Source organism: Gemmata obscuriglobus, assembly GCF_008065095.1.
Taxonomy (GTDB): Bacteria; Planctomycetota; Planctomycetia; order Gemmatales; family Gemmataceae; genus Gemmata; species Gemmata obscuriglobus.
The window spans coordinates 4,747,347-4,773,037 of sequence record NZ_CP042911.1 but is presented as its reverse complement, the minus strand read 5'-3'; the positions used below and the strand labels follow the sequence as shown (position 1 = coordinate 4,773,037).

The 25,691-nt window shown below is 64.9% G+C and carries 19 protein-coding genes; 4 read left to right on the top strand and 15 right to left on the bottom strand.

The window, feature by feature from the left end; all coding sequences use genetic code 11:
- Positions 1-44 precede the first annotated feature (44 nt).
- The 8 genes from cimA to GobsT_RS19685 form a co-directional block, all read right to left on the bottom strand.
- Positions 45-1,652, bottom strand: a complete 1,608-nt coding sequence (cimA, locus tag GobsT_RS19720) for a citramalate synthase (protein WP_109570996.1) — start codon at positions 1,650-1,652, stop codon at positions 45-47.
- A 208-nt stretch (positions 1,653-1,860) separates the two neighbouring features.
- Positions 1,861-2,424 carry a Uma2 family endonuclease gene (locus GobsT_RS19715; protein ID WP_063744649.1) on the bottom strand — a complete coding sequence of 188 codons (564 nt, stop codon included), beginning with the start codon at positions 2,422-2,424 and terminating at the stop codon, positions 1,861-1,863.
- A gap of 107 nt (positions 2,425-2,531) precedes the next feature.
- Positions 2,532-3,113 carry a hypothetical protein gene (locus tag GobsT_RS19710; RefSeq protein ID WP_010051649.1) on the bottom strand — a complete coding sequence of 194 codons (582 nt, stop codon included), beginning with the start codon at positions 3,111-3,113 and terminating at the stop codon, positions 2,532-2,534.
- A gap of 93 nt (positions 3,114-3,206) precedes the next feature.
- The gene (locus tag GobsT_RS19705; protein WP_010051646.1) at positions 3,207-3,791 is read right to left on the bottom strand and encodes a hypothetical protein; all 585 of its coding nucleotides are present in this window, start codon (positions 3,789-3,791) and stop codon (positions 3,207-3,209) included.
- Between the two features lie 99 nt (positions 3,792-3,890).
- Positions 3,891-5,510, bottom strand: a complete 1,620-nt coding sequence (gene nadB / locus GobsT_RS19700; RefSeq protein ID WP_109570997.1) for an L-aspartate oxidase — start codon at positions 5,508-5,510, stop codon at positions 3,891-3,893.
- A 121-nt stretch (positions 5,511-5,631) separates the two neighbouring features.
- Positions 5,632-10,029 carry a hypothetical protein gene (locus GobsT_RS19695; protein WP_109570998.1) on the bottom strand — a complete coding sequence of 1,466 codons (4,398 nt, stop codon included), beginning with the start codon at positions 10,027-10,029 and terminating at the stop codon, positions 5,632-5,634.
- 83 nt (positions 10,030-10,112) lie between these two features.
- Complete coding sequence (locus GobsT_RS19690) at positions 10,113-10,532, bottom strand: TIGR02996 domain-containing protein (RefSeq protein WP_071529347.1); 420 nt, start codon at positions 10,530-10,532, stop codon at positions 10,113-10,115.
- A gap of 217 nt (positions 10,533-10,749) precedes the next feature.
- Positions 10,750-11,382, bottom strand: a complete 633-nt coding sequence (locus GobsT_RS19685) for an MOSC domain-containing protein (RefSeq protein WP_010048958.1) — start codon at positions 11,380-11,382, stop codon at positions 10,750-10,752.
- A gap of 840 nt (positions 11,383-12,222) precedes the next feature.
- Here GobsT_RS19685 and GobsT_RS19680 point away from each other — a divergent pair.
- The 4 genes from GobsT_RS19680 (at position 12,223) to GobsT_RS19665 (ending at position 17,391) form a co-directional block, all read left to right on the top strand.
- Complete coding sequence (locus GobsT_RS19680; RefSeq protein ID WP_109570999.1) at positions 12,223-13,683, top strand: NAD-dependent succinate-semialdehyde dehydrogenase; 1,461 nt, start codon at positions 12,223-12,225, stop codon at positions 13,681-13,683.
- A 446-nt stretch (positions 13,684-14,129) separates the two neighbouring features.
- Positions 14,130-14,426, top strand: a complete 297-nt coding sequence (locus GobsT_RS19675) for a hypothetical protein (RefSeq protein WP_109571000.1) — start codon at positions 14,130-14,132, stop codon at positions 14,424-14,426.
- Between the two features lie 129 nt (positions 14,427-14,555).
- Complete coding sequence (locus GobsT_RS19670; protein WP_010045008.1) at positions 14,556-15,695, top strand: glutathionylspermidine synthase family protein; 1,140 nt, start codon at positions 14,556-14,558, stop codon at positions 15,693-15,695.
- Positions 15,696-15,840: 145 nt separating this feature from the next.
- On the top strand, positions 15,841-17,391 hold the full coding sequence (locus GobsT_RS19665; RefSeq protein ID WP_010045007.1) for a hypothetical protein: 1,551 nt from the start codon (positions 15,841-15,843) through the stop codon (positions 17,389-17,391).
- Positions 17,392-17,546: 155 nt separating this feature from the next.
- Here GobsT_RS19665 and GobsT_RS19660 read toward each other — a convergent pair whose 3' ends face one another.
- The 7 genes from GobsT_RS19660 to hisA form a co-directional block, all read right to left on the bottom strand.
- On the bottom strand, positions 17,547-18,086 hold the full coding sequence (locus GobsT_RS19660; RefSeq protein WP_157506876.1) for a CPBP family glutamic-type intramembrane protease: 540 nt from the start codon (positions 18,084-18,086) through the stop codon (positions 17,547-17,549).
- A gap of 226 nt (positions 18,087-18,312) precedes the next feature.
- The gene (locus GobsT_RS19655; RefSeq protein WP_010045004.1) at positions 18,313-19,752 is read right to left on the bottom strand and encodes an HD-GYP domain-containing protein; all 1,440 of its coding nucleotides are present in this window, start codon (positions 19,750-19,752) and stop codon (positions 18,313-18,315) included.
- A gap of 162 nt (positions 19,753-19,914) precedes the next feature.
- A complete protein-coding gene (locus GobsT_RS19650; RefSeq protein WP_010045002.1) occupies positions 19,915-20,535 on the bottom strand; it encodes an ExbD/TolR family protein in 621 nt (206 codons plus the stop codon).
- Positions 20,532-21,332: an ExbD/TolR family protein gene (locus tag GobsT_RS19645; protein WP_010045001.1), complete on the bottom strand. Its 801-nt coding sequence runs from the start codon at positions 21,330-21,332 to the stop codon at positions 20,532-20,534. Before GobsT_RS19645 ends, GobsT_RS19650 begins: the two co-directional genes overlap by 4 nt.
- 98 nt (positions 21,333-21,430) lie before the next feature.
- Positions 21,431-22,159, bottom strand: coding sequence for a MotA/TolQ/ExbB proton channel family protein (locus GobsT_RS19640; protein ID WP_010045000.1), 729 nt, complete (start codon positions 22,157-22,159; stop codon positions 21,431-21,433).
- 222 nt (positions 22,160-22,381) lie between these two features.
- Complete coding sequence (locus GobsT_RS19635) at positions 22,382-24,529, bottom strand: elongation factor G (protein ID WP_109571001.1); 2,148 nt, start codon at positions 24,527-24,529, stop codon at positions 22,382-22,384.
- A gap of 84 nt (positions 24,530-24,613) precedes the next feature.
- Entirely contained in the window at positions 24,614-25,348 is a 735-nt protein-coding gene (gene hisA, locus GobsT_RS19630; protein ID WP_010044988.1) for a 1-(5-phosphoribosyl)-5-[(5-phosphoribosylamino)methylideneamino]imidazole-4-carboxamide isomerase, read from the bottom strand.
- Positions 25,349-25,691 lie beyond the last annotated feature (343 nt).

The following is a 25,691-nucleotide window of genomic DNA, read 5'->3' as shown; positions in this document are numbered from 1 at the left end:
CGGACGTAGCACAGGGCGGGAACCCCGTGCGACCTCCCGACAGTTTACTTTTGGTCGCGTTCCACGTCCTTGAACAGCTTGAACTCGATCGCGTCGCAGAGCGCGAGCCAACTCGCCTCAATGATGTTCTCGCTCACGCCCACGGTGCCCCACACGTCGGTACCGTCGCGCGATTCGATCACCACGCGCACCTTCGCCGCGGTCCCGGCCTTCGGGTTCACCACCCGCACCTTGTAGTCCACCAACTGCATTTCTTCGAGGCGCGGGTAGAACCGCACGAGCGCCTTCCGCAGCGCGCCGTCGAGCGCGTTCACCGGACCGTCCCCTTCGCTGGCGGTGTGCTCGACGACCCCCGCCACTTTCAGCCGGACGGTCCCCTCCGTGATCGGGGTGCCGTTCGCGCGGGCCTCGATGTTGACCCGGTACGAGATTCGCTCGAACCACGGCTTGTACAGCGTCAGCGACTTGTCCACCTGCCACGGCTTGTGGTCCTTCGCCACCTTCCGCACGAGCAGGTCGAATGACGCCTCGGCCGCCTCGAACTCGTACCCCACGTTCTCCAGATCTTGAACGGCGTGGAGGATCTTGGTCGTCAGTGCCTTGTCGTGGTTCATCTGGTACTTCGCGGTCTTCGACAGAATCGTCGAGTGCCCGGACAGTTCCGACACCAGGATGCGGCGCTCGTTCCCGACGGCCTCCGGCGTGATGTGCTCGTAGGTGCTCGGGTCCTTGGCGACCGCGTGCGTGTGCATCCCGCCCTTGTGGGCGAACGCCGAATGGCCGACGAACGGCTGGCCGTTCCGGGCGTTCATGTTCGCCAACTCGTAGGCGTAGCGGGACGTTTCGGTGAGGCGCGTCAGGCTCCCGGGCTTGAGCACGTCGTACTTGTACTTCATGGCCAGGTTCGCGATCACGCTAATCAGGTCGACGTTCCCGCACCGCTCGCCGATGCCGTTCATCGTGCCCTGCACCTGGGTCGCTCCGGCCCGCACCGCCGCGAGCGAGTTCGCCACCGCGAGTTCACAGTCGTTGTGACAGTGGATGCCGACCTCACACGGCAACGCCCGCGTCACGATCGCCACCACCTCGGCGACGCGCTCCGGCATGGTGCCCCCGTTGGTGTCGCAAAGGATCACCGCCGCCGCACCGGCGCCCGCGGCGGCTTTGAGCGTGCGGAGTGCGTACTCCGGGTTCGCGCGATAGCCGTCGAAGAAGTGCTCGGCGTCGTAGAACACCTCCCGGCCCTGCGCTTTGCAGTATTGAACGGAGTCCGCGATCATCGCGCAGTTCTCGTCGAGCGTGGTGCCGAGCACCTCCGTGACGTGGAAGTCCCACGTTTTGCCCACGATCGTCACGACCGGCGTGTGCGCGTCCAGCAGGGCCTTGAGGCACGTGTCGGTTTCCGCGGGCGCGTTCTTTCGCCGGGTCATGCCGAACGCACAGACCTTGGCGTGTTTGAGGTCCAGCCCGCGCACCGCCTGGAAGTACTCGAAGTCCTTCGGGTTGGAGAGCGGGTAGCCGCCCTCGATGTACTCCACGCCGATCTCGTCCAGCCGCTTCGTGAGGAGCAGCTTGTCCTGGAGCGAGAAGTTGACCCCTTCGCCCTGACTCCCATCCCGGAGGGTGGTGTCGTAGATGCTGACGCGGCTCATGGCGGACTCGGGAGAGTGCAGAAAAGAAAAACCCCGGAGGGAACTCCGGGGTGCGTAAGGCTGAACCTTCGGCGGACCCCGCTTACCCGGTGGTAATAATCACGACGGCGCCAATTACGGCGCTCGCGGTAACCAGGATAGCGGAGACGTTCGACACAGTTCTATTCCTCTTCAGATCGCAGTAAAACTACACCACTTCCGGCAAGAATCAAGTGAATAGCGCGTCAACCGACAGACGCCATCCGGGTACCGCAGGTTCGGCGTCGGCCGTGCTTCCGCGTCGGAACGTCGTCGATGTTGTCGGCGCGGTGGCGGAGTAACTCGTGACCGTCTGTGCGACCGGATCGACATCCCAGACCACCCGCGTGCCCGCTGAGAAGTAATCGGCGCGTTTGTCCGCGTACTCGCGATCGGCCTTCGGGCCGTAGTCGCTCTCGCTCCGCACCTCGACCGCAAAGACCGGGAAACCTTCGATGAACCCCATCGGGTTCGTGGGAAGTGCGCCGGTGTAAAACGATGCGTCTGGGCAAAGAGATTGACGACCCGATGGTAATGGAGGGTCGAAGGCGTACCCCGTCGGGTCGGCAACCGGTTCACCGTGACCGCCACTCGTTGCGTAGTCCTCAAGAGCGCGAACAATCTTGCGCGCGACGCGGCTGGGCAAAAATCCGCTGGGCATGAAGGTCACGATCCTCCCGTTGATGAGTTCGGCCTTCCCTTCGACTTTCATCAGGTCCGCGAGGGTCGCGTAGGGCATCACTTGTGTACTCATGTTCCCTCCTCACCTTACCGTACCGTCTCCCTTGCCCTTGTGTCAATGAATGCGGCCCGCGGGACACTGCCTGAGCGTCCCGCGGGCCGGTCGGTGTGCTAACGAGGCTACTTCTCGACGGTGATCTTCACCGGCTCGCTCTTCAGTTCGTAGGCCTTCTCACCGTCCTTATCAGAAATCGTGTACTTGGCGCTCAGTTTGTACTCGCCGGGGCCGGTCCAGTACACGTACCGGCCCGCCCCGCGGGCGCCGTCGGACAACCGCTTCACCGGGATCTCGTGAGACTTACCCGGGGGCAGCGTCACCGCCTTCGGTAGCCGGAACTCCAGCGTCATCGCCAGCCCGCTGCCGAGGTTCACTGTGCCGTCGCCGCCGGTCAGGTCGAAGGTCCAGGTGTTGGCGTCCCCGCCCACGTAAATCGTCACCTCGTCCTTGCTCGTGTTGACGATCTCCAGCACCAAATCGACCGCCGGCGGTTTGGGTGGTTGGGCCGGCTTGCCGTCCTTCTGGGCCTGCGCAATCTCTTCGAGGTACTTTTTGAACTCCGCGGGAACTGTGCCGCTGCCGAACTTGTACTTGTCGGTTTTGGCGACCAGTTTCAGCTTGACCGGGGGTTCGGCCTTCTTGTCCTCTCCCGAAGCCGACACGGCGAAGGCGATCAGCGCAACGGTCACTGTGAGCAGTTTCATTTGCGGCACTCCACGGGGAAGGCGACACAGACCAGACGACGCCGTTGTGGGTGCGGATTGCGGGCGCGCCGCGAAGATGGCGGCGCTGACCGGTCACTTGCCGACGGTGATCGTGATGGACTCGCTCGCGAGTTCGGCGCCCTTGCTGCCGTCGGCGTTCGCGAGAACGTATTTGGCGCTCAGCTTGTACTCGCCGGGGCCGGTCCAGTACACGTAGCGGGACGCGCCGCGGTGCCCGTCGGCGAGTTGTTTGACCCTGATCTCGTGAAACTTGCCCGGGGCCAGGGTGACCGCTTTGGGGAACCGGAACTCTTCCGTGAACGCGCGCCCGCTACCGACCGCGACAGATCCGCTGCCGCCGGTGAGATCGAACGTGTACGAATTTGAATCGCCGCCAACGTAAATCGTGGTGTCGTTCTTGGTGGTGTTGGTGAATTTGAGCACCAGCTCGACCGCCGGCGGTTGAGGGGGCCGGGCCAACTTGCCGTCCTTCTGGGCCTGTGCGATCTCTTCGAGGTACTTTTTGAACTCCGCGGGCGCCTTCCCGTTGCCGTCGAACTTGTACTCGTTGCTTTTGGCCACCAGTTCGAGTGTGACCGGCGGTTGGGCCTTCTGATCCTCGGCCCGACCAGTCACGGCGAACGCGACCAGTGTGACTGCGACTGTGAGCAACTTCATCTGAGACATCCCGCGAGAGAGGCGACACAGACGAGACGGGGCACCGCCTCTCGCGGATTGATGTTCCCCTGATGGGGCCTATGGTTCGGGGACGCGCTGTCAGACGAGCGCGACGAACGGCTCGCTCACCACGTGGCGCCGGTCCCAGCCGGCGGCGTCGTTGCGGGCGGGGAAGTCGCTGCGGAAGTGCGTACCGCGGGACTCCTCGCGGGTGAGGGCGGCGGCGATCATGAGCCGCGCGATCGTGAGCAGGTTTTGCAGCTCCCAGCCGGCTTTGCCGTCGAACTCCCGGCTCAGCGCGTACCGGCACCAGAACCGCAGGTCTTCTTTCGCTTCGAGCAGCCGCGCCCGCTCGCGCACTATGCCCATCTTCCGCACCATCAGGCCCCGGAGGGAGGCCAGTAGGTCGGCCAGGTCGAGCCCGGCGTCGTCGTCCGGCGGGATGACCGATCGGACCGGAAAGGCGGTCATGTCGCGGGGCATTTTCCGGACCGCCTCCGCCGCGCCGCGCCCGCAGTGCGTGCCGTACACCAGCCCCTCAATGAGGCTGTTGGAGGCGAGCCGGTTGGCCCCGTGCAGCCCGCTCGATGTGACCTCGCCGGCGGCCCACAGGCCGGGGACCGTTGTGCGCCCCTGCGCATCGACCGTCACGCCGCCGACCATGTAGTGCGCGCCGGGCCGCACCGGGATGCGGTCCTTCGTGATGTCCAGGCCGAAGCTCTTGCACACGCGGTTGATGCCGGGGAAGCGGTTCAGCACCATCGCCGGGTCCAGGTGCGAGAGGTCCAGGTACACGTTCGGGTGCTGGGTGCGCTCCATGGTGCGGAAGATGGCCCGCGCGACGATGTCGCGCGGCGCGAGTTCGTGGCGCGGGTCGTCCTTCAGCATGAACCGCTCGCCGTTCACGTCGCGCAGGTGCGCCCCCTCCCCACGGACCGCCTCGCTGATAAGGTACCGGGCGGACCCCGCGACGTAGAGCACGGTCGGGTGGAACTGCATGAACTCCATGTCGCGGAGTTCGGCGCCGGCGCGGTACGCCGCGGCCATGCCGTCGCCGGTGGCGACCGAGGGGTTGGTAGTTTCGCGGTACACCATCCCGCACCCGCCGGACGCGAGAACCGTTTGCTTCGCCCAGATCAGCAGTTTGCCCAGGCCGTTGCGCGCCACCACCGCGCCGCGGCACGCGCCGTCGTGGGTCAGCAGGTCGATCGTGAAGGTGTCGTCCCAGATGCGGATGTTGGGCCGCGTGCGGGCGTGGGCGATCGTCGCCCGCATCATCTCGAAGCCGGTGGAGTCGCCCAGCGCGTGAACGATCCGCCGATGGCTGTGCCCGCCCTCCCGGGTGAGCGCGAGCTGCCCGTTCTCCTCGTCGAACTTGGTGCCGAACGCGATCAGGTTCTCGATCTGCTGCGGCGCCTCGCGGACGACCATTTCCACCACGTCGCGGCTGCACAGGCCGTCGCCCGCCACCAGGGTGTCTTCGACGTGGTTCCCGAAGGTGTCTTCCGGGGACCGCACGCCGGCGATTCCGCCCTGCGCGTAGGAGCTGTTGCTCTCGGTCACGCGGTCCTTGGTGACGACGAGGACCGAGAGGTCCGGCGGGACCTCGAGCGCGGCGCGGAGCCCCGCGATGCCCGCGCCGATGACCAGCACGTCCGCGAACCGGTGGAACGTGTCGCGCGCGTCGAAGGACACAAGGTAGCGGTTCGCGGCGGACATGACGGAACCCGTGAAGCCGGTGTGAAGAGCCCTAGTTAGCGTAGGGGAACGGGGGACCGAAAGAACAAAAACCCCGCGGCGCTCAATGCGCCGCGGGGTTTTCGGCCGGTACGGGCGGAACTCACTTCTTCTCGTTGAGGAGCTTCTCGAACTTGCGCCGCAGGTTCTCGAAGCCCGGCGGTTCGGTGGTGACGGTGCCCGCCGTGCCGGACGACATACCGGGGCGGCTTTCGACCTTCCCGCCGCTGCCCGCCGTGATCGGCCGGTCGGGTTCGGCCGGTCCCTTCGGCGGCGCCTTCTCGCCGCTTGCGGAGCCCTTGTTCACGTCGTCGCGCAGCTTCTCGACGTGCTTCTCGTAGCCGCGGAGGAACTTCTCGTACTCGGCGTCGGTGAAGCCCTGTTTGCGCTTGAACGCCTCGTCGTACCGCTTCTTCTCGAACTGGTCCAGTTGCAGCTCCGCGGTCTTGAGCCGGTTCCGGGCGTCCTCCTCCATCGCCTCCTTGGTCGGCACGCTGCCAGCGGGTCTGTTACCGGGCGTGCCTTGCGGTTGGTTGGCGTGGTTCTTCGCGTGCTGCTCCACCTGTTCGCGCAGCTTCTGCTCCTGCTCGGGCGTACCGGGTTGCTGCTCCTTCATCTTCTCCTGGAGGCGCTCGCGGTTCTCTTTGCCGATCTTGTCGTCCAGTTCCTTCTCGGCCTGCTCGCGGGTCTTCTGGTCCTTCGATTGAAGATCCTGGGCCTTCTTCGTGAGGGCGTCGAGCTCCTCTTTCGAGAGCTCCTGACCCTTCGCACTTTCTTTGTCCTTTTGCGCGTTTGGATCGTCGATGGGCTCTTTGCCCTTGCCGCTTTCGCCGTTTTTCTTGGCGTTTTCTTCCGCGGCGCGCTTCTCCATCTCCTTCTTGAAGTCGTCAAACTTCTGCTGCGCGGCGGCCTGCTTGTCCTTGTCGTCGGACTTCAGGTCGTTCATGAACTGCTCGGCCTCCTTGCGAGCCTGCTCACCAAAGGTTTTATCGAGCTTCTTGCGGGCGTCGGCCTTCTGCTGCTCGTTGCCGGACTGAAGGTCCTTCATGGCGTCGGCCATTTCCTTCTTCTGCTTCTCGTCGAGTTTCGGCGCGTCGCCGGGCTTACCACCGGTCTCGTTCTTCTTGCCGTCGGTACCGCCCTTCTTGTCGGCGGGGCCGTTCTGGGCTTCCTTCTTGAAGTCATCGAACTTACGCTCGGCGTCCTTGCGGGTGTTCTCGTCCGGCGACTGGCGGTCGTTGGCCACCTTCTCCAGTTCCTTGCGCTTCTCCTGACCCATCGTCTTATCGAGCTTGTTGCGGGCGTCGGCCTTCTTCTGCTCGTCGGGCGAAGTGAGGTTCTTCGCGGCTTCGTCAAACTCCTTGAGTTCCTGCTCGCTGGGCTTCTTGTCCTTGGGCGCGCCGTTGCCGGAACCGCCCTGGGGCTTGCCGGCGTTGTTCGGGTCGGGCTTTTCTCCGTTGCTCTCGTCACCCTTCTCGTTGCCCGTGCCACCGGTCGGCGGGTTCATCGCGTCGGGCTTCTGAGGCTTGGTTTCGGCGGCGCGGGTGCCGTTCGGCTTTTGCGGCTGGTTCGCGCCGTCGGGTTCGGGCTTCGCTTCCGGTTGCCCCATCCCGGCGCCGGGGTTCATCGCGTCTTCTTTCGGCGGCATTCCTTTCGATTCCCCGGCCGGTGGTGCCTTATCCGGTTTCGCCTCGCCGCCCTCGGGCTTGGTTTCTCCCTTGGCTTCCGGTGGCGCGGTGCGGCCTTTCGGGTCGGCGGGCTTCTCGGCACCGCGTGCCGGGTCCGGCGCCGGCTTGGCTTTGCTCCCGGCGTCTGCCGCGGGATCGGACTTCTCGCCAGGGTTGGGTGCGCCCATCGGGGGCTTATCCGCATCCTTCAAGGTTGCTGGCTTGGCGCTACCGCCCGCGTTCTGATCTTGCTTCGGGTTCGCCTCTTTCGGCTCCTTCGGTGCGGATTGCCCTGCTTGTGGCTGCGCCTTCTCGGTGCCCGGAGCGTTCTCGATCGGTTCGTTGCGCGGTTCGGGGGGCGCGCCGTTCTTGGGCTCCGACCCCGACATCGGGTCCGGCTGCTTTGAGCCGTCCGGCTTCGTGGTCGAGGGCTCGGGGGATTTCTCGGGGTTCCCCTCTGGCTTGCCGCTGGCGGCCGCGCCCTTTTCCGGTTGCATCGGATCGGGCTTTTGTTCGGGCTTCTGCTCCGCCATGCCGCTGGTGTTGCCGCTATCGTTCTTCGGCTGGGGCTTGGCTCGGCCCGGGTCGGTGCGTTCTTGCGCGCTCGGGGCCTCGTTCGGCTTCACGGACCCGCCGCTCTTGTTCTCCTCCTCGATCGCGTTCTTGAGCTGTTCCGCCTTGTTCTGAACGTCCTTCTCATCCGGCGTCTTGGGCGGCGGGGCGGTTTCCGCTTGGTTCATGCCGCCCGTTCCAGTGCCGTTCGGGTCGTTCGGCTGCATCGGGTTGGGCTGGGCATCGTTCATGCCCTTGGACGGATTGTCGCTCTTCTCGCCGGCCCCCTTCGGCATCGGGTTGCCTTCGTTCGAGCCCTTGTCGGGTGTGCCGTCCGCTTTGCCGCCGGAGCCGTCCTGCTTGCCCTCGGGTTTGTTCGGCTGTCCCTTTTCCTTCGGGGGCGGGTTCGCGCCCATCGGGTCGTTGCCGTCCCGCTTGGGAGTGGCGTCGTTGCCCTTTTGGGGCTCGCCCTCTTTGGGCTGTTGCTCGCCGTTCTGCTGCTGCTGCCCGCCGTTCTGCGGCTGGTCGCGCCTCTCTTGCTCCAGCTTTTGTTGCTGGTCGTCGTTGTGCTTCTGCTCTTCGTTCTTCCGTTCGTTATTTTGCTGCTTCTGTTCTTGCTTCTTGGGCTCCTCGACGACCGGCGGTGCGAGGCGCACGCGCTTGACCGCGGACCTGCCGACGTTCGGCTTTGGCTCGGTGCAGTTGTCGGTGGCCTCGAGCCAGTACTCGATCACCATGTCCGGCTTGGCCTCGAACGGCACTCCGGCGGGGGCCTTCGTCAGCTCGGCGAAGTTGACCGATCCCTTGTACTCCACGTCAGTGGGGTAGGTGCCGTCCTTCTCGCGCTTGAACGATTTGCTCTTGCCGTACAAAAAGGGGCGTTCCAACAGGTCGCGCGCCGTCGCGCCGGTGAGACGCATCTTCAGCGTGATCGTGTCGACGCCGAAGTCGTCGCCGACCTTGCCGTCGATCGCGAGCTGTCCGTTCGCCGGGACGGTGACCTCTTCCTCTTCGGGCTTGTCGATGACGAGGGTCGGCGCGGCGTCGTTCTGGACCACAATCGTGGACACGAACGGCTCGGCGCTCTTTTCGCCGTCGGTGGTGGTGTAGGTGAGCCTGTACCGGCCCGACTCCTTGAGCTTGAACCGGAACTGGAGGGCCTTCGGGTCGTCCGCGGTTGTGGTGCCCGGAACGACGGTCCCGCCGGGCTCGATGACCATCGCGCCGTCGCGAACGTCGTGGTTGGTTTGTGCGGTGAGGGTCACCGTTGTGCCGCGGTACCCCTGGATGAGCGGGCTGCTGATCGTTTCGGCCTTGCGGCGCAGGTACTTCGGGGACTCGTAGGTCGCCTGGAAGTGTGTGAACAGCGGCAGCGACCGCACCGTCACCTTGTACTCGTCCGTTTGGTCGTCCCCGGCGGCGACCTTGTACCAGAAACCGTTCTGGACGTGGTGGTTGGGCACGCGCAGCTCGAAGTCGCGGGAGGTCTCGGCTTCGACCATCGGCACTTCGATGTAGTTCGGGTCCGCCGGGTTGTGCCGGATCAGCAGCCGCACCCGCTCGGGGCTGTCGGTGCTGGGGACCTTTCCGCCGATGTGAACCGCGACCGTGACCGTCTGGCCTTCGGTGATGGTCGGTTCGGCGGGTTCGGGCTTGGTCAACTTGATCTGTGTGCGGGTCCCCACTTGCGTTGAGATGAATGGTACGAACGCGCGGGTGAGGAGCGATCCGAACTGCGACGGGCGGAACACGAAGAACAGGACCACGAGCGTAAGGGCCAGCGCGATGGCGGCGCCGCCGAGGTAGAGCAGGCTGCGGTGGTCGACGGCCTTGTTCACGTCGGCCTCGGCGACCGACTTCGCCGCGCGCCGCGCCAGGGCGGCCTTCACGGTCGCGTTGAGGGCGCCCTTCTGTTGGGCGTCGACGTACCCGGTGACGCTGTTCTTGGCGTCGTCGATGGTGCTCTCGACCTGTTTCGCCGCGTAGAGCGGGTTGATCTTCTTGCGGAGCGGGGTCACGATTGTGAGGTAGGTGATGGCCGCGAGCGCCCCGATGAACCCGAGCAGCGACAGTTGCCGGAGCCACTGCGGGAGGTCGATGAATTTGTCGAGCAGGATCACCGCGGTGGCGTAGGCCAGCACGAACGCGACGAGCACCAGCGCGCCGAGCGCGAGGTCGTGGGCGCGGATGCGGGTCGTGGCCTGTGCGAGTTGCTCGTCCACCTGCGAGCCGAGCTTCGCGGCGGCTTCCGTGGGGTCTTTCGGTTCGAGAACCGCGGCCATTTCAGCGATCTCCGAAGGCAGACGAGCTACCTGGCGTGTTCGGCACCGGGGCGTTGCGGAAACGCAATACCCGATTATACCCCTTAGACGAAGGGCCGCCACGGTGGGATTGCCCACGACCGGCGCGAAGCTGGGTAGTTACAATTCTGACCGACGCCGTGGCTCCCGCTTCGGGCTGGAACCGGCAAAGGGAAAATGGCGTTCGCAACGTCACTTCGCACAAAGCGAGGGATCATCCCAACAAGCCGTAAGTGGGTTTTGAGAGAGCGTCCGCACGTTTTAGCACTTGTGCCGCGAATTCCTGAAATTCGCCTCTGGTGTATTCGCGTCCGTTGAGTGTCAGCGATTGTAAGTTGGGGAGGTTGCCGAGCCCGACGATCGCCGTCTCGTCGTCCAGAGTGCCCAGGTCCAGTGTCGTCGAGCCAGCCGGCATATACGAGCCGCGGCGTATCACCGTCCGGCTCAGCGTCGATCGCTCGCCGCAGCGCCGCTTCATCGCTCATCGGAGCCCCTACCAGATGGCAATGCCTCGCTGGCCTCCGTATCGGTTGGCCTCAGGCGTTGCCACTCCTGAAGGACACAATGAGCGGCGAGACTGACCGCACATGCTAAACCGGACCATCGGACTCGCCGATATACCGAGGTCGCCAGACCCGCTATCGCTCAACCGCACTGACTCTCGGAAGAGGCGCGAAATGAGTATGGCCGAGGAGTCACGAATCACTCGAGCCGTTCGCCGAAGTAGTCCTTCCAGTTCTGCGGCAGCACCGGGGACCGCATGACCCTGCGGAGCAGGGTTTGGTTCTTTGCTTCCACTGTGAACAGTCGGACCACATCACTCACGGTCAGTTCGTCTTGCGATTCCTGAACCAACTCGATGGTGTCGCCGGCACCGATCTCGCCCTCAACCGCTACCGAGAAATAGAACCCGGTTCGGCCGGTCCTGAGCATCCGGCGGAGTACGTCTTGCCGCCCGAACTTGATCCCCAATTTGAAGCAGGGCATGCGGGGCTGGGTGACAACGAACTCGGCCGTCCCGATTCGGAATCGGTCGCCGATGCGCACCTCTTCCGTCAGCCCTTCGGTGGTCAGGTTTTCTCCGAACGCCGCTTCGGACAGGTCCGCGCCCGAGAGGTCCTTCTGCCACAACGGGTAGTGCTCGGACGGGTACGCGTACACGGCCTTCTCGGTCCCGCCGTGGACCGACAGATCCGACTGCTCGTCTCCTTCGATGTTGAGCGCGGAAACCCGTAGCCGGCGCTCGGTCGGCGTCTTGAAGATCGAGGTCCGCACCGTATCGCCGTTCCATTCAATCTCGCGCGGCCCGCCGACACTCAGCGCGACGACTTTCATGTGTGGCCCTCAAGATCGCCGCCCGAAGTGATCGCCCGGGCGCTTCCGAAGCAGCATTCCACCAGTCGATCCCGACATCAATGATACCACGGGTGGACTTCCGGCACGGGGGCATCGGGTGAGTCGCGTCGACGAGCCTCCGCGCCAGGGTCGGATTTAGCCCTGGCAAACTCGCGCTCAGCCGGGCACCAAGCACATGTGCCCGTCGTTCTTGCTTCCCAGGTCCATCTCGGTACCGATTTGTCCGATCCGCCGGGGGCGACACTTTCAGTCAGGGCGGCTGTAAATTCGATCTATTGATAAGGCGATTATAATTAATACTCTCTGGCTCGCCCGTATTGATTAATTACCCCTGCAAATTACCCGGCCTCGGTTCGATGATAGCTGTGCCCCCGGCCTCACTCCCCGGGGCGCTGTTTCAGAGCCAGCAGCGACCGCGGCCCGTGCTGGGAGCGGGTCGCGGTGCCTTCGCTCTCTTTAACCGGCTCCGGCGGACCCCGACCCAAGGGCACTCCGCCGGAGCCGCTAACGTTTTGCCGCCGGTCGCGCCGCAGCACCGCCTTCGCCCGTCTGTCAGTGGCCCGCGCCTGTCGCGTCGCTGTCAACGGCGGTGCGCGCCGGTCACCCGCGCTACACCGCGGCAGGCGCGTGATTGGTGCGTTTCAGTTCCACAGGCGTGGCAACACACGCCTCGGGGCAGCGGTCCAATCGCATTGTGCGGAAGCCGACGGCTGTGCGGGATCTCGGACCGTGTGCGATCGGTCAGGCGGCACTGCTCGCTCCGTTCGGCGGTGCGTAGCATACCTGCATCTCGCCACGTCTTTTTTTTGGAGTCCAACGATGTCCGCTTTGCCCGTCAAGAACCGCCAACTGTTCATCAACGGGGCGTGGTGCGAGTCGTCCACCGGTAACAAGCTCCCGGTCGTCAACCCCGCGACCGAAGAGACCCTTGCGGACGTCAGCTTCGGTAACCGCGCTGACACCGCCAAGGCCGTCGCGGCGGCGTCCGCGGCCCTTCCGGGCTGGATGAAATTGACGCCCTACGACCGCGCGAAGTTCTTGAAGAAGATCGCCGACCTGATGCGCGAGCGCGCCGATGCCATCAGCCGGGTGATGACGATGGAGCAGGGCAAGCCCCTCGTCGAGGCGAAGGGCGAGGTGATGCACTCCGCGGACACCTTCGAGTGGTTCGCGGAGGAGGGCAAGCGGGCCTACGGGCAGGTGATCCCGCCGGCCAACGCCGCCAAGCGGCACATGACCATCAAGCACCCAGTCGGTGTGGTCGGTGCGATCGCGCCGTGGAACTTCCCGCTCACGCTCCTGTGCCGCAAAATCGCGCCGGCGCTGGCCGCGGGTTGCACCATCGTTGCGAAGCCGTCGGAACTCACCCCGCTGTGCGGCATCGCGCTGTTCGAACTGATCGAAGACGCCAAGCTGCCGCCGGGCGTCGCGAACATGGTGCTGGGGCCGGGCGAAGAGGTCGCGACCGAGTTCATGGAGAACCCGGCGGTGCGCAAGGTGAGCTTCACCGGCTCCACGCGGGTCGGCAAGATCCTTATGAAGCAGGCCGCGGACCAAGTGAAGCGGCTCAGCCTCGAACTCGGCGGCCACGCGCCGTTCATCGTGTTCCCGGACGCCGACCCCGAAGTGGTCGCCAAGGCCGCCGTACTCGGCAAGTTCCGCAATAACGGACAGGTGTGCATCAGCCCCAGCCGCTTCTTCGTTCACCAGGACATCGCGAAGAAGTTCACCGAGGTGGCGGTCGAAGAGGCCAAGAAGCTTAAACTCGGCAACGGACTGGAAGACGGGGTCGTCGTGGGGCCGATGATCGAACAGAAGCGGGTCGACGCCACCCGCGAACTGATCGCCGATGCGACGGGGAAGGGGGCCGCTTGCCTGACGGGCGGCGGTCGCCCCAAGGGGTCGGCGTTCGAGCACGGCTACTTCATGGAGCCCACCATTCTGCGGGGTGTAACGCCGGACGCGAAGATTTTGACGGACGAGCCGTTCGCGCCGGTCATGCCGGTGCTCGACTTCTCCAAGCTCGACGAGGTGATCGCTGCCGCCAACAGCACGAAATACGGTCTCGCCGCCTACGTGTTTACGAACGACCTGAGCATCGCGTGGCGGATGGCGGAGGGGCTGGAGGCGGGCATCATCGGGCTGAACGACCCGGTTCCGGCAACGCCACAATGCCCGTTCGGCGGGATGAAAGAGTCCGGCATGGGGCGCGAACTCGCTCACGAGGGGCTCGAAGCATACCTGGAAACGAAGTATGTCTCGATGATGCTGCGAGGATAGCACGCGGTCCGATCGTCCCTCGGCTGCCGCTGTAACGGGGGTTACAGCGCCACTTGACGGGAGTTGGTGGGTTGTCGGCTGGACATTCGCTGCCGGCCGACTGGTCAGGAGCTGGCAGTTCACTGGCCGTTCGCTACCGCAGAAATGCCCCTTCTGGGCTCGGTTTCGCTATCCAGATCGACCGGCAAAGTCGTTCAACAGGCAGGCTAATTGTGATGCCTTCTTCATAATTCGGCCGCTCAGGTTCAGTTACCAGCGTAATCCAAGGGTTGGTTCGAGCGATTTCACGCACGATATGGGTGGGAGAACTCTATCTGTCCGCAGGTGTTAGACCGTTCATGAAAAAAACTCTACCCAAGCCGCTGCGGACGTGGTAAAGATGTAGGTGATTAGGTACGAAGAGTTAGATACCGCCCAGATCGGGCGCACCTGTCAGGGTGACTGCCATGACCCGCATGTCGCGTGAGCTGTCTCTTGTTGTGCTCGGTGCTACCGTACTCACGGGCGCGTATTTCGTGTGGCCCGAAACGAACTACGAAACGGAAGCCGACAAGCAGGCGGAACGGCGCACGGGGGGGCGATCCCGGAGCGGCGGGGGTACGTTCATTTTCATCGGCCACTTTGGCGGCGGCGGCCCCTCCGCGGTGAGCGGCCGTGGGGCGCGCCCGCCGGCGATGGCGAGCGTGTCCAAGGGCGGCTTCGGGACCGTCGGCAGCCGCGTCGGCGGCGGCTTCGGCGGCTGATCCACACGCATTCGGCGGGCGGCCGGCGCGAGCTGGCTGGTCAGTGGTGACGACACCACGCCAGCCCGGTTGCGCCGGCCGCCCGCGCTTCCGCGCACCTCGCGACCGGCCCGTTCGGTAGGAGTTCTCATGCGCAGGGTCAGCGTCGATCCCCGTCCGAACTGGCAAAAACGGGTCGAAGAGTTCGGCCTGTTCTACCACACCCTGCGCGGCGAACCGTATTGGGACGAGTCCGCGTACTACCAGTTCACCGAGTACGAAGTCGAGCGACTGTACGAAGCGACCACCGCGCTGCACAAGATGTGCCTCGACCTCGTGCAGGACGTGATCGACAAGCGGCTCTTCGGGCTGTTCATGATCCCGCAGGAGTTCGAGCAGTACATCATCCGCTCGTGGGAGAACGACGAGCCGTCCGTCTACGGCCGGTTCGACCTGGCGTATGACGGGGCGGGACCACCGAAACTTCTTGAATACAACGCCGACACGCCGACCGGTCTGGTCGAGGCGTCGGTGGCGCAGTGGATGTGGCTCAAGGACGTGGACGAGCGCGGCAACCAGTTCAACAGCATCCACGAGGAGCTGATCGAAGCCTGGAAAGAAGTGCTGAAGCGGGACAGCGGTCCGATCCACTTCGCGGCGATGACCGAACTCGACACGCCCGAGGACTACATCACCGCAGAGTACATGCGGGACGTGGCGATTCAGGCCGGCGCGAAGACCACGTTCATTGATGTCGCGGAGATCGGCTACGACCGGCCGCGCAAGGTGTTCGTGGACAACACCGGTTTCCCGATCCACCGGTGCTTCAAGCTGTACCCGTGGGAGTGGATGGTGCGTGAAGAGTTCGGCCCCCACCTCGGCACCGCTCCGACCCGCTGGGTCGAGCCCCCGTGGAAGATGATTCTGAGCTGCAAGAGCATCCTGCCGCTGCTCTATGAGCGGCACCCGGATAGCCCGTTCTTGTTGCCGGCGTCGTTCGACCCGCTCACCGACGGCAGCTATGTGAAGAAGCCGGTTCACGCCCGCGAGGGGGCCAACATCGAAGTGGTGATGGGCGGGCGCCTCGTGCAGAGCACCGACGGACCGTACCAGGGCGGGCCGTATGTGTATCAGGCGCTCGCGCCGCAGATGAAGCCCCACGACGGCCGCTACCCGGTGATCGGGAGCTGGGTGGTGAACGGCGTGGCGTGCGGGATGGGCATTCGCGAGGACGATTCGCTCGTCACCCGAAACACCAGCCGGTTCGTGCCTCACCAGATGGTGGGCTGAGCGCTTCGGGTTCGCGAGGGGTAACGTTGAAAGCGGAACCCGCCTGCCTCCTGGCGCCCGGATTCCGCCGCCTGCTCTGTGCGCGGCGTTACGGCTTCCGACGACACGACTTTCGACTTCGACCGACTATCGTAGCGGAGTGCGAATGGCCACGACGTTCATTTTCGAGGAACTCGACGAGGCGACGCGCGAGTACCTCACCGCTGTGCGCGACAACGAAGGGGTCGGGTCGCCCGGCGTGTTCGCGTCGACCAGCGATTCGCTCCCGGGGTGCGGGTGCATCGCCGGCCCGCTTATTATCGGCGCCACGCTGCTCTTCACGCTCATGCCCTGGCTGGGCATCATCCTCCACGAACCGCTCGGGGTCGCGTGCCTCCAGACCGGAGGCATCTTGCTCGGCGGGTGGCTGCTGATGGCCCGGTTCCGCACGCGCGGCGGGGCGAACGCCGGCACCTGGGTGTATGCCGACCCGCTGCACCTGTACGAAGCCTTCCGCGAGCAGGTGACCGTCACGCCGATCGACGACGTTTCCGACGCCAGCTACACGCACAACTACGACAGCAACGGGAACTATCAGAACAGCGTCATCAGTATCGCTTACGGCAAGCGCGGACTCACCACGGTGACGCTCACCAACGAGGCGCGTTCCGAGTACTTGGTGACGTACTTGAACTACCTCGCGTGGGCGCGGGGTCCGGACGGCGGCGAGCGCGGGGAACTCCCGCCCGCGGACCTGGGCGGTCTCGCGCGGTACGTCGTGCGCAACGGCGACGAGCCGAAGGACGCCGAGAACAACATCAACCTGAGCCTGATCGAGTTGGACATCACCGAGGTGCCCGAAGAGCCGGGGCGCGAGGGCCGCGCCGCGCCGCCGCTGCTGCCCTACGTGTTCATGTTCGTGGGGGCGCTGCTGTGCTTCTTCGTCATGGGTGTCATCGTTAATCCGGTGGTCCGGGACAACACGATCTTCGACACGGTGATGAAGGACAACCCGCCGCCGTCGATGACCGAACCGCGGTTCCTCCGCGCTTACCTCACCGACCCGCGGAACAAACTCCACCGGGACGCCGTGACCCGGCGGCTGGCGCAGTTCTACGCTCCCGCGATCACCCACGTCGAGACGCGGGCGGAGAATAAGCTGCTCGGCCGCGGAATGGCCGAAGTGCTGAAGGGGTTGGGCACCGCAGAGCAACCGGTGGTGTCGCTGCGGGTGAGCGAGACCGCAACCCCGCCAGGGGCAGGCACCAAAGAAGGGCGCGAGGAACGCATCCGAACCGAGTTCGCCAACGCGGTGAATACGGCATTCGCGAACGAGTCCTGGGGCAAGGCGATTCAACCGCCGCCGGGTGAGGTCTTCACCCCTGAGTCGCAGCCGCCGCCGATCGGCCATCAGCTCATCGCGTTCGTCGAACCGCCGGACCCGGACGCCAACGGGAACCCGAAGCCTGTTCACTTCGATATCGCTTATGCCCTTAAGGATGCGGGCAACGGGCTGTTCACGATCGTCGTCAATGTGACGCTGAAGGCGGACGTGACGCAGGATGACGTGGGACGCGGGCAGTTCACGCTCCCGGGGACGTACGGCCTGACGGACTTTGAAACCCGTGCGGTTCCAGCGATCCGCGACACGCTCATCCGGCAGATGATCGGTCCGCCCGGGAACCCAGGAATGCCTGGAATGCTCAGAGCGCCGTGAGGCGTGCTCTGGTTCGCTGACGGACCGCCCCGCGCGTTCGTAACGAGTGCGGCTCGCGGTGCGAAGTGCAACGGCTGACGGGCGCACACAATCAGGCGCCCGCAAGCCGATTTCGGGCCAAGACCACCCGGCGTCGCACCGCATCGAATACGGATTCAACTAACGACCACGCCGACGAGAATGTCGTAGCCGGCGTGCGCGCCCACTGCGATCCCGAACCCACGGAACACGAACAGCGAGGTGAAGAACAGCCCCGCGATCGTGCGAAACACGAAGTAGTCCGCACGCATCGGCTCGCCATAGGGGCCGACGTGGTGAGCTGCTGCAAACGCCAGAGCCGCTGCGAACGCGGCTAACGGCAGCGCCGCAACTCCCGGCAGGCCGACGACACGCAGGAGCAACACGAGACCACCGAACAGCCCGAGCCGGAACAGCACTTCCTCGTAAATGCCTGCACCGATGAAGGTGAGGATTTGGGCCGCGGGGGCGGTTTGGAAGGTGAGTTGGAGCTTGATGCCCAGGCCGTCGATAATCGGGCCGAAGTTGCGGCTGAACTGCCACAGCACGACCGCAAACAGCACGCTCTCGAACGCCATTCCGAAGAGCGCCGTCAGCGGGTCTTCGGGCCGGTCGGACCAGCGCCACCAACTCCAGAGGAGCAGCAGCCCGAGTACGATGAGCGGTGCGACGAGCACGTGCCCAGCGCCGAACAGCTCAAGTACCCACCGGAGCCACGCATCGGCACCGTTGCGGAGCCGAGTCGCCTGGTCGCCTCCGATTCGGTACAGGCCACCCTCGTAGGCTGCAATGAGCGGCAAGAGAAACAGAAAACAGACCCAAGGGTGTCGCGTTGCCGCGAGGTACGATTTCATTTCGGAGCGATTGTCAGCGGTCAGTGAGCGGCTCGCCCACCGACCGCGATCAAACGAGGTCCGGGTAGCGGGAGCCGAGCAACTCGCGCCGGCGCGCGAGGGGCACCGCTTTCACGATGCTGCCGCGATCGGAGGCGGACAAGTCGAGGTGCTCGGCGCGCGGCAGGATGGCGCCTTCCGCGTCCGTCAGAACCGCGACGACCGGGCGCCCGGGCGCCCGCGGGTCCATGCGGTTGGCGTGATTCGCCACCACGACCCCCACTCGCCCGTCGGTTAACTCGACGACGGTGTTGACCGGGTAGAACGACAGGTGGAGCAGGTATTCGGCGAAGTCGCGGTCGACCTGGCTTTGCTCGGCCAAGAGGAGTACGTCGGTCAGTGCCGCGCGCGGGTCCGACGCGGGGCGGTGGGGCCGCTCCTCGTTGAGCGCGGCGTACACGTCTGCCACGCGGAGCAACCGCCCCAGCGCCGGGATTTGCGTACCAGCAACGCCGGCCGGGTAGCCGGTGCCGTCGGTCCGCTCGTGGTGCGTGGCAACGGCTGCCGCCAGCGGGCCGGCGAGGTTCGGGAAGCGCCACAAGAGCAGCTCCGCGCCGAGCCGGGGGTGGGCCTCGATCGCCCGGCGCTCGTCGGCCGTGAGCGGCTCCGTCTTCGCCAAAACCGCGGCCGGGATCTTGAGCATCCCGCAATCCATGACGAGCGCGCCGACGACCGGCGCGAGCGGCCGGCCGGCCCACTCGTAATCGAACGGGACGAGCCGCGCGACGACCTGCGCCACGTTCAGCGCGTGGGCCGCTACGTACCGCGCCGGCACCGCATACGCCTGCGCCCCGCCCGGCGCGCTGGCCGACATCACCGGGGCGGACAGGTACCGAATGGACCGCCCCTGCCGCGCCTCTTCGAGCAGCTCTTCAGCGAGTGCTGCGACCGGCTCCATCGCCACCGGCAAGTTGCAGTGCAAGGCTGTAAAAAAGCCGGCGAGTTTGTCGATCCGGTCTTCGTCGCGGCGGCGGCGCGCGAGCAACTGCTCTTGGACGGCGAGCCGGTCCTGAACGACGCCGAGCAGCCCGTTAAGGCCGTCGCAGAGCTTGAGCTGCCCCCCAGCCGAGTCGGGTAGTCCTTGCGCGAGTCGCACCACGGAGTCGAGGATGCCGACCGTCTCACGGTGGTAGCAAACGAGCGGGTCGGTTTCGTCTGCGGCGCACGCCGCGACGAGCGGGTCGTTGGTAAACGTGCGCTGACGGTCCAGTAATGCCTTGGCACGCGTCAGGAGCCGCTGGGCGCGGTCGGTGTAGTGCGTTGTCGCCCCTTCGCCGACGGTCCCAGGGATGCGGCGAAGGGTGAACCGGAACGCCTCGACCTCGGACACGACGGGCACAACCGCTCCGGTACCGTCCACCGGGAGCGCTTCGGGGATGAGATTCGGCGTCGAGTCGAGCCGCTGGCGAAACGCGGAGATACGGTCCAGAAGGTTGCGCGTATCGCTCATTACCATCCCCCGTCCGGTCCGACAAGTGTTCCCCAACACCGGTTCAGACCCGTTGTCGGAGTGTATCGGTTGTACCGGTTGGTGGACTTGAGCCGATTTTCATTCCGAGTGTCGCAGTGCTTCGAGCTCGGGTGCTTGAGGTAAATGGGAGGAATGGGGCGACTAATCTCGTTTTCGCTGGTTGTAAACGATCCGGTGGACCTGATTGCCCTTCGCGGCATCGAGAATTGCTGTAATAACGCCCCAGGGTACGGCCTTATCGCGGTCGAGCACCATCTCCTTACGCCCCGTTGAGTTGATGACGCTTTCCATCTCTTTGAAGATCTGTTCCTTCGCGACCTCTTTGTCCTCGATCTTGATGACCGGGCGCTCCCCGTCCATCCGAACAACGACTTTGAACACCCGGTCCTTGATGTCCTTGTACTCCACCCGCGGGGTGCCTTTGCCCTCGGGGGTGTCTTCGGGCACTTCAATCGCGCGCTCGACCGACGCGTAAGTGATGGTGAGGATAAAGAAGATGAGTAGCACCAAACACACGTCGATTAGCGGGTTCATGTCGAGGTGCGTGTCGTCCACTTCCTCGGGCGGTAGCGGCTCGACATCTGCGGCGGCTTCCGCGAACGTGGGGTGCGTCTCGATCGGTTGCCAGTCGCCATCGGTCGGCCCCTTGACCTCGTCGGTGGGAAGGAAGTTGCCGTCCCGCAGGCCCGCCAGCACCTCGGCGGCGTTGGGCAGCGCGAGTACCTCAACAGCACCCTCTTTGCGAACCTGCCACTGGCTCATTTCTCGTTGACCTCGACGACGGTGGCGACGGTGGAGTTGACCAGCCCGCTTTTCCGGAGCTTCTCAAGCTCGTGCTGCAACTCGTCCACCCGCTCGCAGGGCAGACCTTTGTGGCACGCGATCCGCACTTCCGGAGCGCGAGAGGCGCCGGTCGATTTCAGCAGCGACTGGAGCGCCTGAAGGGCCGCCGCCGGCGTGGGTAGTTGGTCGTGTTCCGGTCGCGGGGCGACGTTGCCGACCCGCACCGAATAGTACACGCTCTCGGCGTTCAGCTTGTCGACGGTGATGGTCACGGCGTCGGGGTCGCCGGTGAGTTGCCCGGCGTACTTCATTTCCGGTACGTCGATCGGTGCGAGCGCTCCGGACGCCTGGATCATGATGAAGAACACCAGCAGCACCATGCTGATGTCGATGAGCGGGATCATGTCCACCTCATCGTCGTCTTCGGGCCGGCGGACGCGCCCACGCGGTTCCGGGTCCGGCAACTCGACCGCCTCGTTCGGTCGTTCGGCCGGCGCGTCGGCCGCGTCGGGTTCCTGATGTCGTGCGGGTGCTGCGGCCGGACTCGCCGGAACGGCCGTTGCTGGGGACGGGCGCGCGACGTAATCGGCGAGCAGTTCGTGCTTGCCGACGGAAACCCACGGCACTTCCGTGCCCGCGGGCCGGACCTTGTCGGTCCGGCCGAGCCGGCCCTGCGCGGTCCAGTCGGCGACGACGTTGTACGGCACGGCCTTGTACACCGTGTTCGCGGTAACGAACCACACGTCGAACGCCTTGGGGGGCTTCACAACGGCCATGTCGGGGCCTTCATAGGATGGGGCACGTCTTCGCGGGTTGGTCGCTGCGAACAGGTGGAACGTCTCTGCCGTCACACTCCGGCAAATGGCACCGCGGCTCAGTCCGCCCGCGCGCGCCGCCTGGACCTGGCGGGGCGGCCCTCGTCTTCGTCGTCTCGCTCGCCTTCCTCGCTGGTGTCGAGCAGTTTGGGGTCTTTCTTGTAGTTGGTCACGAGAGTGATGAGCTTTTGCGACGAGGATTTCACGCGGATCTCGAACTTGGCGATCCACTCTTTGAACAGCACGTGACTGAACACGAGCGGGATCGCAGTGAACAGACCGAGCGCGGTGGCGAACAGCGCGAGGCCAATTTTCGACGCGTGCCCGCCGATCTCCTTCGCCTTACCGGTTGCCGCCCCTTCGCCGATGGCATTGAACGTGTTGATCATCGAGATGACGGTGAAGAACAGCCCGACCATCGTAGCGATTTTGGCGATCGCGAGAATGGGCGCGAGGAGGAAGTGAAGCCGCGGGACGATCTCCAACTCGTTCTCGTTCGCCATACTCCGGCGCATCGCCGCCGCGCCCTGATCCGCTGCTTCGAGCCCAGCAACGAACAACCGGCTGGGGATCAGTCCCTTTTCCTCCTTGCACAGCGCGATGGCGGCTTTGACCCCGCCTTTGCGGAGGGTCTGCTGGAACACGGGCAGGAAGTCGTCCATGTCCGTTTTGGCGGAGTTGTTGAGCAAGATCCGCCAAATGACCAGCGCGCCGGCGATCAGCGACATGATCACGAGCGGGATCGAGAAGTACCACTCGTTTATGAAGAAGTCGTAAACCGCTTTCATTGCGGAGGGTCCCAAGGGAGCGAGCGAGAGGTGCCTGCTTTAGGAGTATCGACGGTTCACCAGTCAGGCGAGCAGGGCTCGCGCTGTCCAAATGACGAACGTGCGGGTCGCATTTGCGTTTGCAACGGTCGCGCAGGGCAGCGGGGGGCGACTGCCCCCCTGGTGCGTAACCGAAATTCGCATGTTCTCTAACCGACAGAGCACACCCGTTCGTCGCGACCGTTACTCCTCGTCTTCGTCCTTCTTGAGTTGTGCCCGGCTCGCGATCTGCTGCTGAACGGCGGCGGGCACCATCTCGTAGTGGCTCAGCTCCATCGCGTATGAGCCTTGACCCTGGGTCATCCCGCCGAGCTGGGCCGCGTACTTCGCCACCTCCGCGAGCGGCGCGCGGGCGTAGATCACCGTCATGTCGCCCGGCAGGCTGTCCTGGTTCTCGACGTGGGCGCGCTTGGTCGGCAGGTCGCCGAGTACCGCCCCGGTGTACCGGCTCGGGGTCGTGATTTCGAGCTTCACGATCGGCTCCAGCAGCGCCGGGCGGGCGGTCATGAACGCCTTCTTGAACGCGAGCCGGGCCGCCGTTTTGAAGGCGGCTTCCGACGAGTCCACGTCGTGGTACTTACCGAAGTGGACCTCCACCGCACAGTCCTGGATGCGGTACCCGGCGAGCACCCCGCGCTCGAGCATCTCCTTGCACCCCTTCTCGACCGCCGGGATGAAGTTGGTCGGGATGCTGCCTCCGACGGTGTGGTCCAGGAACGCGAAGTTGAACGCCGGGTCGTAATGGACGCTCCGCAGCTTCTCGAACCGCGACTTGTTCGCGAACTGCTCCTCGCACTGCTGCTGGGTCGTGATCTCGCGCGGCAGCGGGTAGATGCGCAAGTGGACCTCCGCGAACTGCCCCCGCCCGCCGGTCTGCTTCTTGTGCTTGTGATCGCCGGCGCCGTCACCCTGGATCGTCTCGCGGTACGGGATCTTGGGCTCTTTCGTGTTCACCTCCACGCCGAACCGGGCCTTCAGCCGCTCGCGGATGATGTCGAGGTGGAGCTGGCTCACCCCACTGATGACAAGCTCGTGCGTCTGGGCGTCGTGCGTCACCTTGACGGTCGGGTCTTCGGACGCGAGCTTGTGCAGCCCGATGGAGATTTTCTGCTCGTCGCCCCGGGTCTTGGGTTCGATCGCCAGCCCGAACATCGGGGCCGGGAAGTGCGGCAGGGGCAGCTTCGGTGCGTGGTTCGTGTACGCGATCGTGTCGCCGATCTCCAACCCCTCCACCTTCGCGACGGCAACGATGTCGCCGGGGCCGGCTTCGTGGACCTGTGTGGTCGCCTTGCCTTGCGCTTCTAGCAGGTGCCCGATGCGGAGCGTCTGCCCGTTGCGGAGGTTCACGACGTTGTGGTTGTGCTGGAGCTTCCCCGCCATCACGCGCACGAAACTCAGGTGCCCGACGAACTTGTCGTTGACCACCTTGAACACCTGCCCGACGAACTCTTCCTGCTCGGTCGGCTCGATCTGGTGCGTCGAGCCGTTGTGCCCGATCTGGAACCCGTCGAGCCGCTTGCGGGCGAACGCCGGCGACAGCCCGTACCGAGCGAGCGCGTCGAGCAACTCGCGGACGCCCTTGTCCTTCTTCGCGCTGACGCAGAAGATCGGGATCAGGGTTCCCGCTTCCAGCGCGCGGGTGATGTCGGCTTCGAGTTCCGCCAGCGTGACCTTGCCTTCGCTCAGGTACTTTTCGAGGAGCGCCTCGTCTGATTCCACGACCGCTTCGATCAGCGCCGAGCGGGACCGCGCCACGTCCACCGGCACCGAGGGCGGGAGGATCTGCTTGGGGTCGAGCAGGCAGTAGATCTCGCGCATCCCGGGGCCGGTGCGGTCCGGCACGTTGAACAGCACGCAGTTCTTACCGAACGACGCCTGGATGTTCTCCACCAGCGAGGGCAGGTCAACGCTGTCGGCGTCGAGCTTGTTGACCACGATCGCGCGCGACAGCCCGAGGGCGGTCGCTTCGGCGAACATCTTGCGCGTAACCGCCTCCACCCCGTTGACCGCCGACACGACGATCACCGCGGTCTCGACCGCCGCCAGCGCCTCCAGCGCCGCGCCGATGAAGTCCGGCGAACCCGGCGCGTCGAGGATGTTCAGGTGCTTACCGTCGTGGTCCGCGTGGAGGACGTGCGTGTCGATGGAGAAGTGGTGCTTGTGCTCCTCGGCGTCGGCGTCGGCCACCGAGGTGCCATCATCGACGCTGCCGAGCCGGTCGACCGCGTGGGCGTCGAAGAGCAGGGCATCGGCCAGGCTGGTCTTGCCCGCGGCGCGGTGCCCCACGAGTGCAATGTCCCGAACGTTCTCGACCAGGTGCTTAACGGCCATGACATGAACCCTCGCGGAGAGGAGCCTCAAGTCATTCGGTCGGAAGTCGTAAAGTCGAAGACGGTGAGGTGCAGGGTTTCGACTTTATGACTTGGGACTTTCGGACTTTCGACTCAAGGAAAGAGCGGCTGCGAGATCGAGAGTCCCTTCGTACAGCGCCCGGCCGATGATGCAGCCCGGAATCCCTTCGTCGATCAACCGGCGGACGTGGCCCAGTTCGCACACCCCGCCGCTGGCGATCACCGGGAGCGGGGTCGCGTTCTTCATCTCGACGAGCGCCTCGAAGTTGGGGCCGCTCATCATGCCGTCCTTCGCGATGTCCGTGTACACCACGGCCGCGAGCGGGGCGTCACTGACCTGCCTCGCGAGGTCCGTCGCCTTGGTGCGCGACACTTCGAGCCACCCCTCGGTGGCAACGTACCCGCCTTTCGCGTCCACCCCCAGGACAATGCGCTCCGGGTACCGGTTCGCAACGGCGCGGGTCCAGTCGGGGGCTTGAAGCGCGCGGGTGCCGAGTACGGCCCAGCGCACCCCCCAACCGAAAACGGTTTCGAGATCCTGATCGGTTCGCAGGCCGCCGCCGAGCTGAACGGGAACGCCGGCGGCGCTCACGATGGACTGAATAACGGTGCCGTTTACCGGTTTACCGGCTTTAGCCCCGTCGAGATCAACAACGTGGATTCGATCCGCGCCGAGTTCGACCCACTTACGGGCCACGGCGGCGGGGTCGTCCGAGAAGACCGTTTCGCGCGAGTAGTCGCCCTGCCGGAGTCGCACGGCTCGGCCGTTCAACAGGTCGATCGCGGGGAAGATGAACATGGAGACTGTCCTTCGCTCTGCGGGTATTCTCGACAGGCCGCTCGGGGAAAGCAACTCTTTTGAGGGAATTGTGAAGCGCGGTGCCGGAAACCGCCCGCAGATTCACGTGCTCTGCCGCCAACTCGGTCGTAGCAGGAAACGCCCGCTAGATCCCGTAAAGACCGTTAAATCGGCCACTGAACTTGCCCGGTAGCACTTCCAGAAGTTCGTGCTGCCGGACCGAGTGGCCTTTAGTAGTGCTTTCCTCCGGCAAGTCAAACCGGCAGGAACGGTTGATTCTGCTGTAAACAACGAGAGGGGAATACCTTGTGGCGGATCAAGTGGTGAGGGCTGAAAGTGCACC

What these genes read in the sequence shown, in the direction of transcription:
- nadB (WP_109570997.1), bottom strand. Translation starts at nt 5,510, where the DNA reads ATGTCCGCCGCGAACCGCTACCTTGTGTCCTTCGACGCGCGCGACACG.
- GobsT_RS19655 (WP_010045004.1), bottom strand. Translation starts at nt 19,752, where the DNA reads ATGAGCGATACGCGCAACCTTCTGGACCGTATCTCCGCGTTTCGCCAG.
- GobsT_RS19650 (WP_010045002.1), bottom strand. Translation starts at nt 20,535, where the DNA reads ATGAGCCAGTGGCAGGTTCGCAAAGAGGGTGCTGTTGAGGTACTCGCG.
- GobsT_RS19670 (WP_010045008.1), top strand. Translation starts at nt 14,556, where the DNA reads ATGCGCAGGGTCAGCGTCGATCCCCGTCCGAACTGGCAAAAACGGGTC.
- GobsT_RS19690 (WP_071529347.1), bottom strand. Translation starts at nt 10,532, where the DNA reads ATGAGCGATGAAGCGGCGCTGCGGCGAGCGATCGACGCTGAGCCGGAC.
- GobsT_RS19680 (WP_109570999.1), top strand. Translation starts at nt 12,223, where the DNA reads ATGTCCGCTTTGCCCGTCAAGAACCGCCAACTGTTCATCAACGGGGCG.
- GobsT_RS19645 (WP_010045001.1), bottom strand. Translation starts at nt 21,332, where the DNA reads ATGGCCGTTGTGAAGCCCCCCAAGGCGTTCGACGTGTGGTTCGTTACC.
- cimA (WP_109570996.1), bottom strand. Translation starts at nt 1,652, where the DNA reads ATGAGCCGCGTCAGCATCTACGACACCACCCTCCGGGATGGGAGTCAG.
- GobsT_RS19715 (WP_063744649.1), bottom strand. Translation starts at nt 2,424, where the DNA reads ATGAGTACACAAGTGATGCCCTACGCGACCCTCGCGGACCTGATGAAA.
- GobsT_RS19675 (WP_109571000.1), top strand. Translation starts at nt 14,130, where the DNA reads ATGACCCGCATGTCGCGTGAGCTGTCTCTTGTTGTGCTCGGTGCTACC.
- GobsT_RS19710 (WP_010051649.1), bottom strand. Translation starts at nt 3,113, where the DNA reads ATGAAACTGCTCACAGTGACCGTTGCGCTGATCGCCTTCGCCGTGTCG.
- GobsT_RS19705 (WP_010051646.1), bottom strand. Translation starts at nt 3,791, where the DNA reads ATGAAGTTGCTCACAGTCGCAGTCACACTGGTCGCGTTCGCCGTGACT.
- GobsT_RS19665 (WP_010045007.1), top strand. Translation starts at nt 15,841, where the DNA reads ATGGCCACGACGTTCATTTTCGAGGAACTCGACGAGGCGACGCGCGAG.
- GobsT_RS19685 (WP_010048958.1), bottom strand. Translation starts at nt 11,382, where the DNA reads ATGAAAGTCGTCGCGCTGAGTGTCGGCGGGCCGCGCGAGATTGAATGG.
- GobsT_RS19695 (WP_109570998.1), bottom strand. Translation starts at nt 10,029, where the DNA reads ATGGCCGCGGTTCTCGAACCGAAAGACCCCACGGAAGCCGCCGCGAAG.
- GobsT_RS19635 (WP_109571001.1), bottom strand. Translation starts at nt 24,529, where the DNA reads ATGGCCGTTAAGCACCTGGTCGAGAACGTTCGGGACATTGCACTCGTG.
- hisA (WP_010044988.1), bottom strand. Translation starts at nt 25,348, where the DNA reads ATGTTCATCTTCCCCGCGATCGACCTGTTGAACGGCCGAGCCGTGCGA.
- GobsT_RS19640 (WP_010045000.1), bottom strand. Translation starts at nt 22,159, where the DNA reads ATGAAAGCGGTTTACGACTTCTTCATAAACGAGTGGTACTTCTCGATC.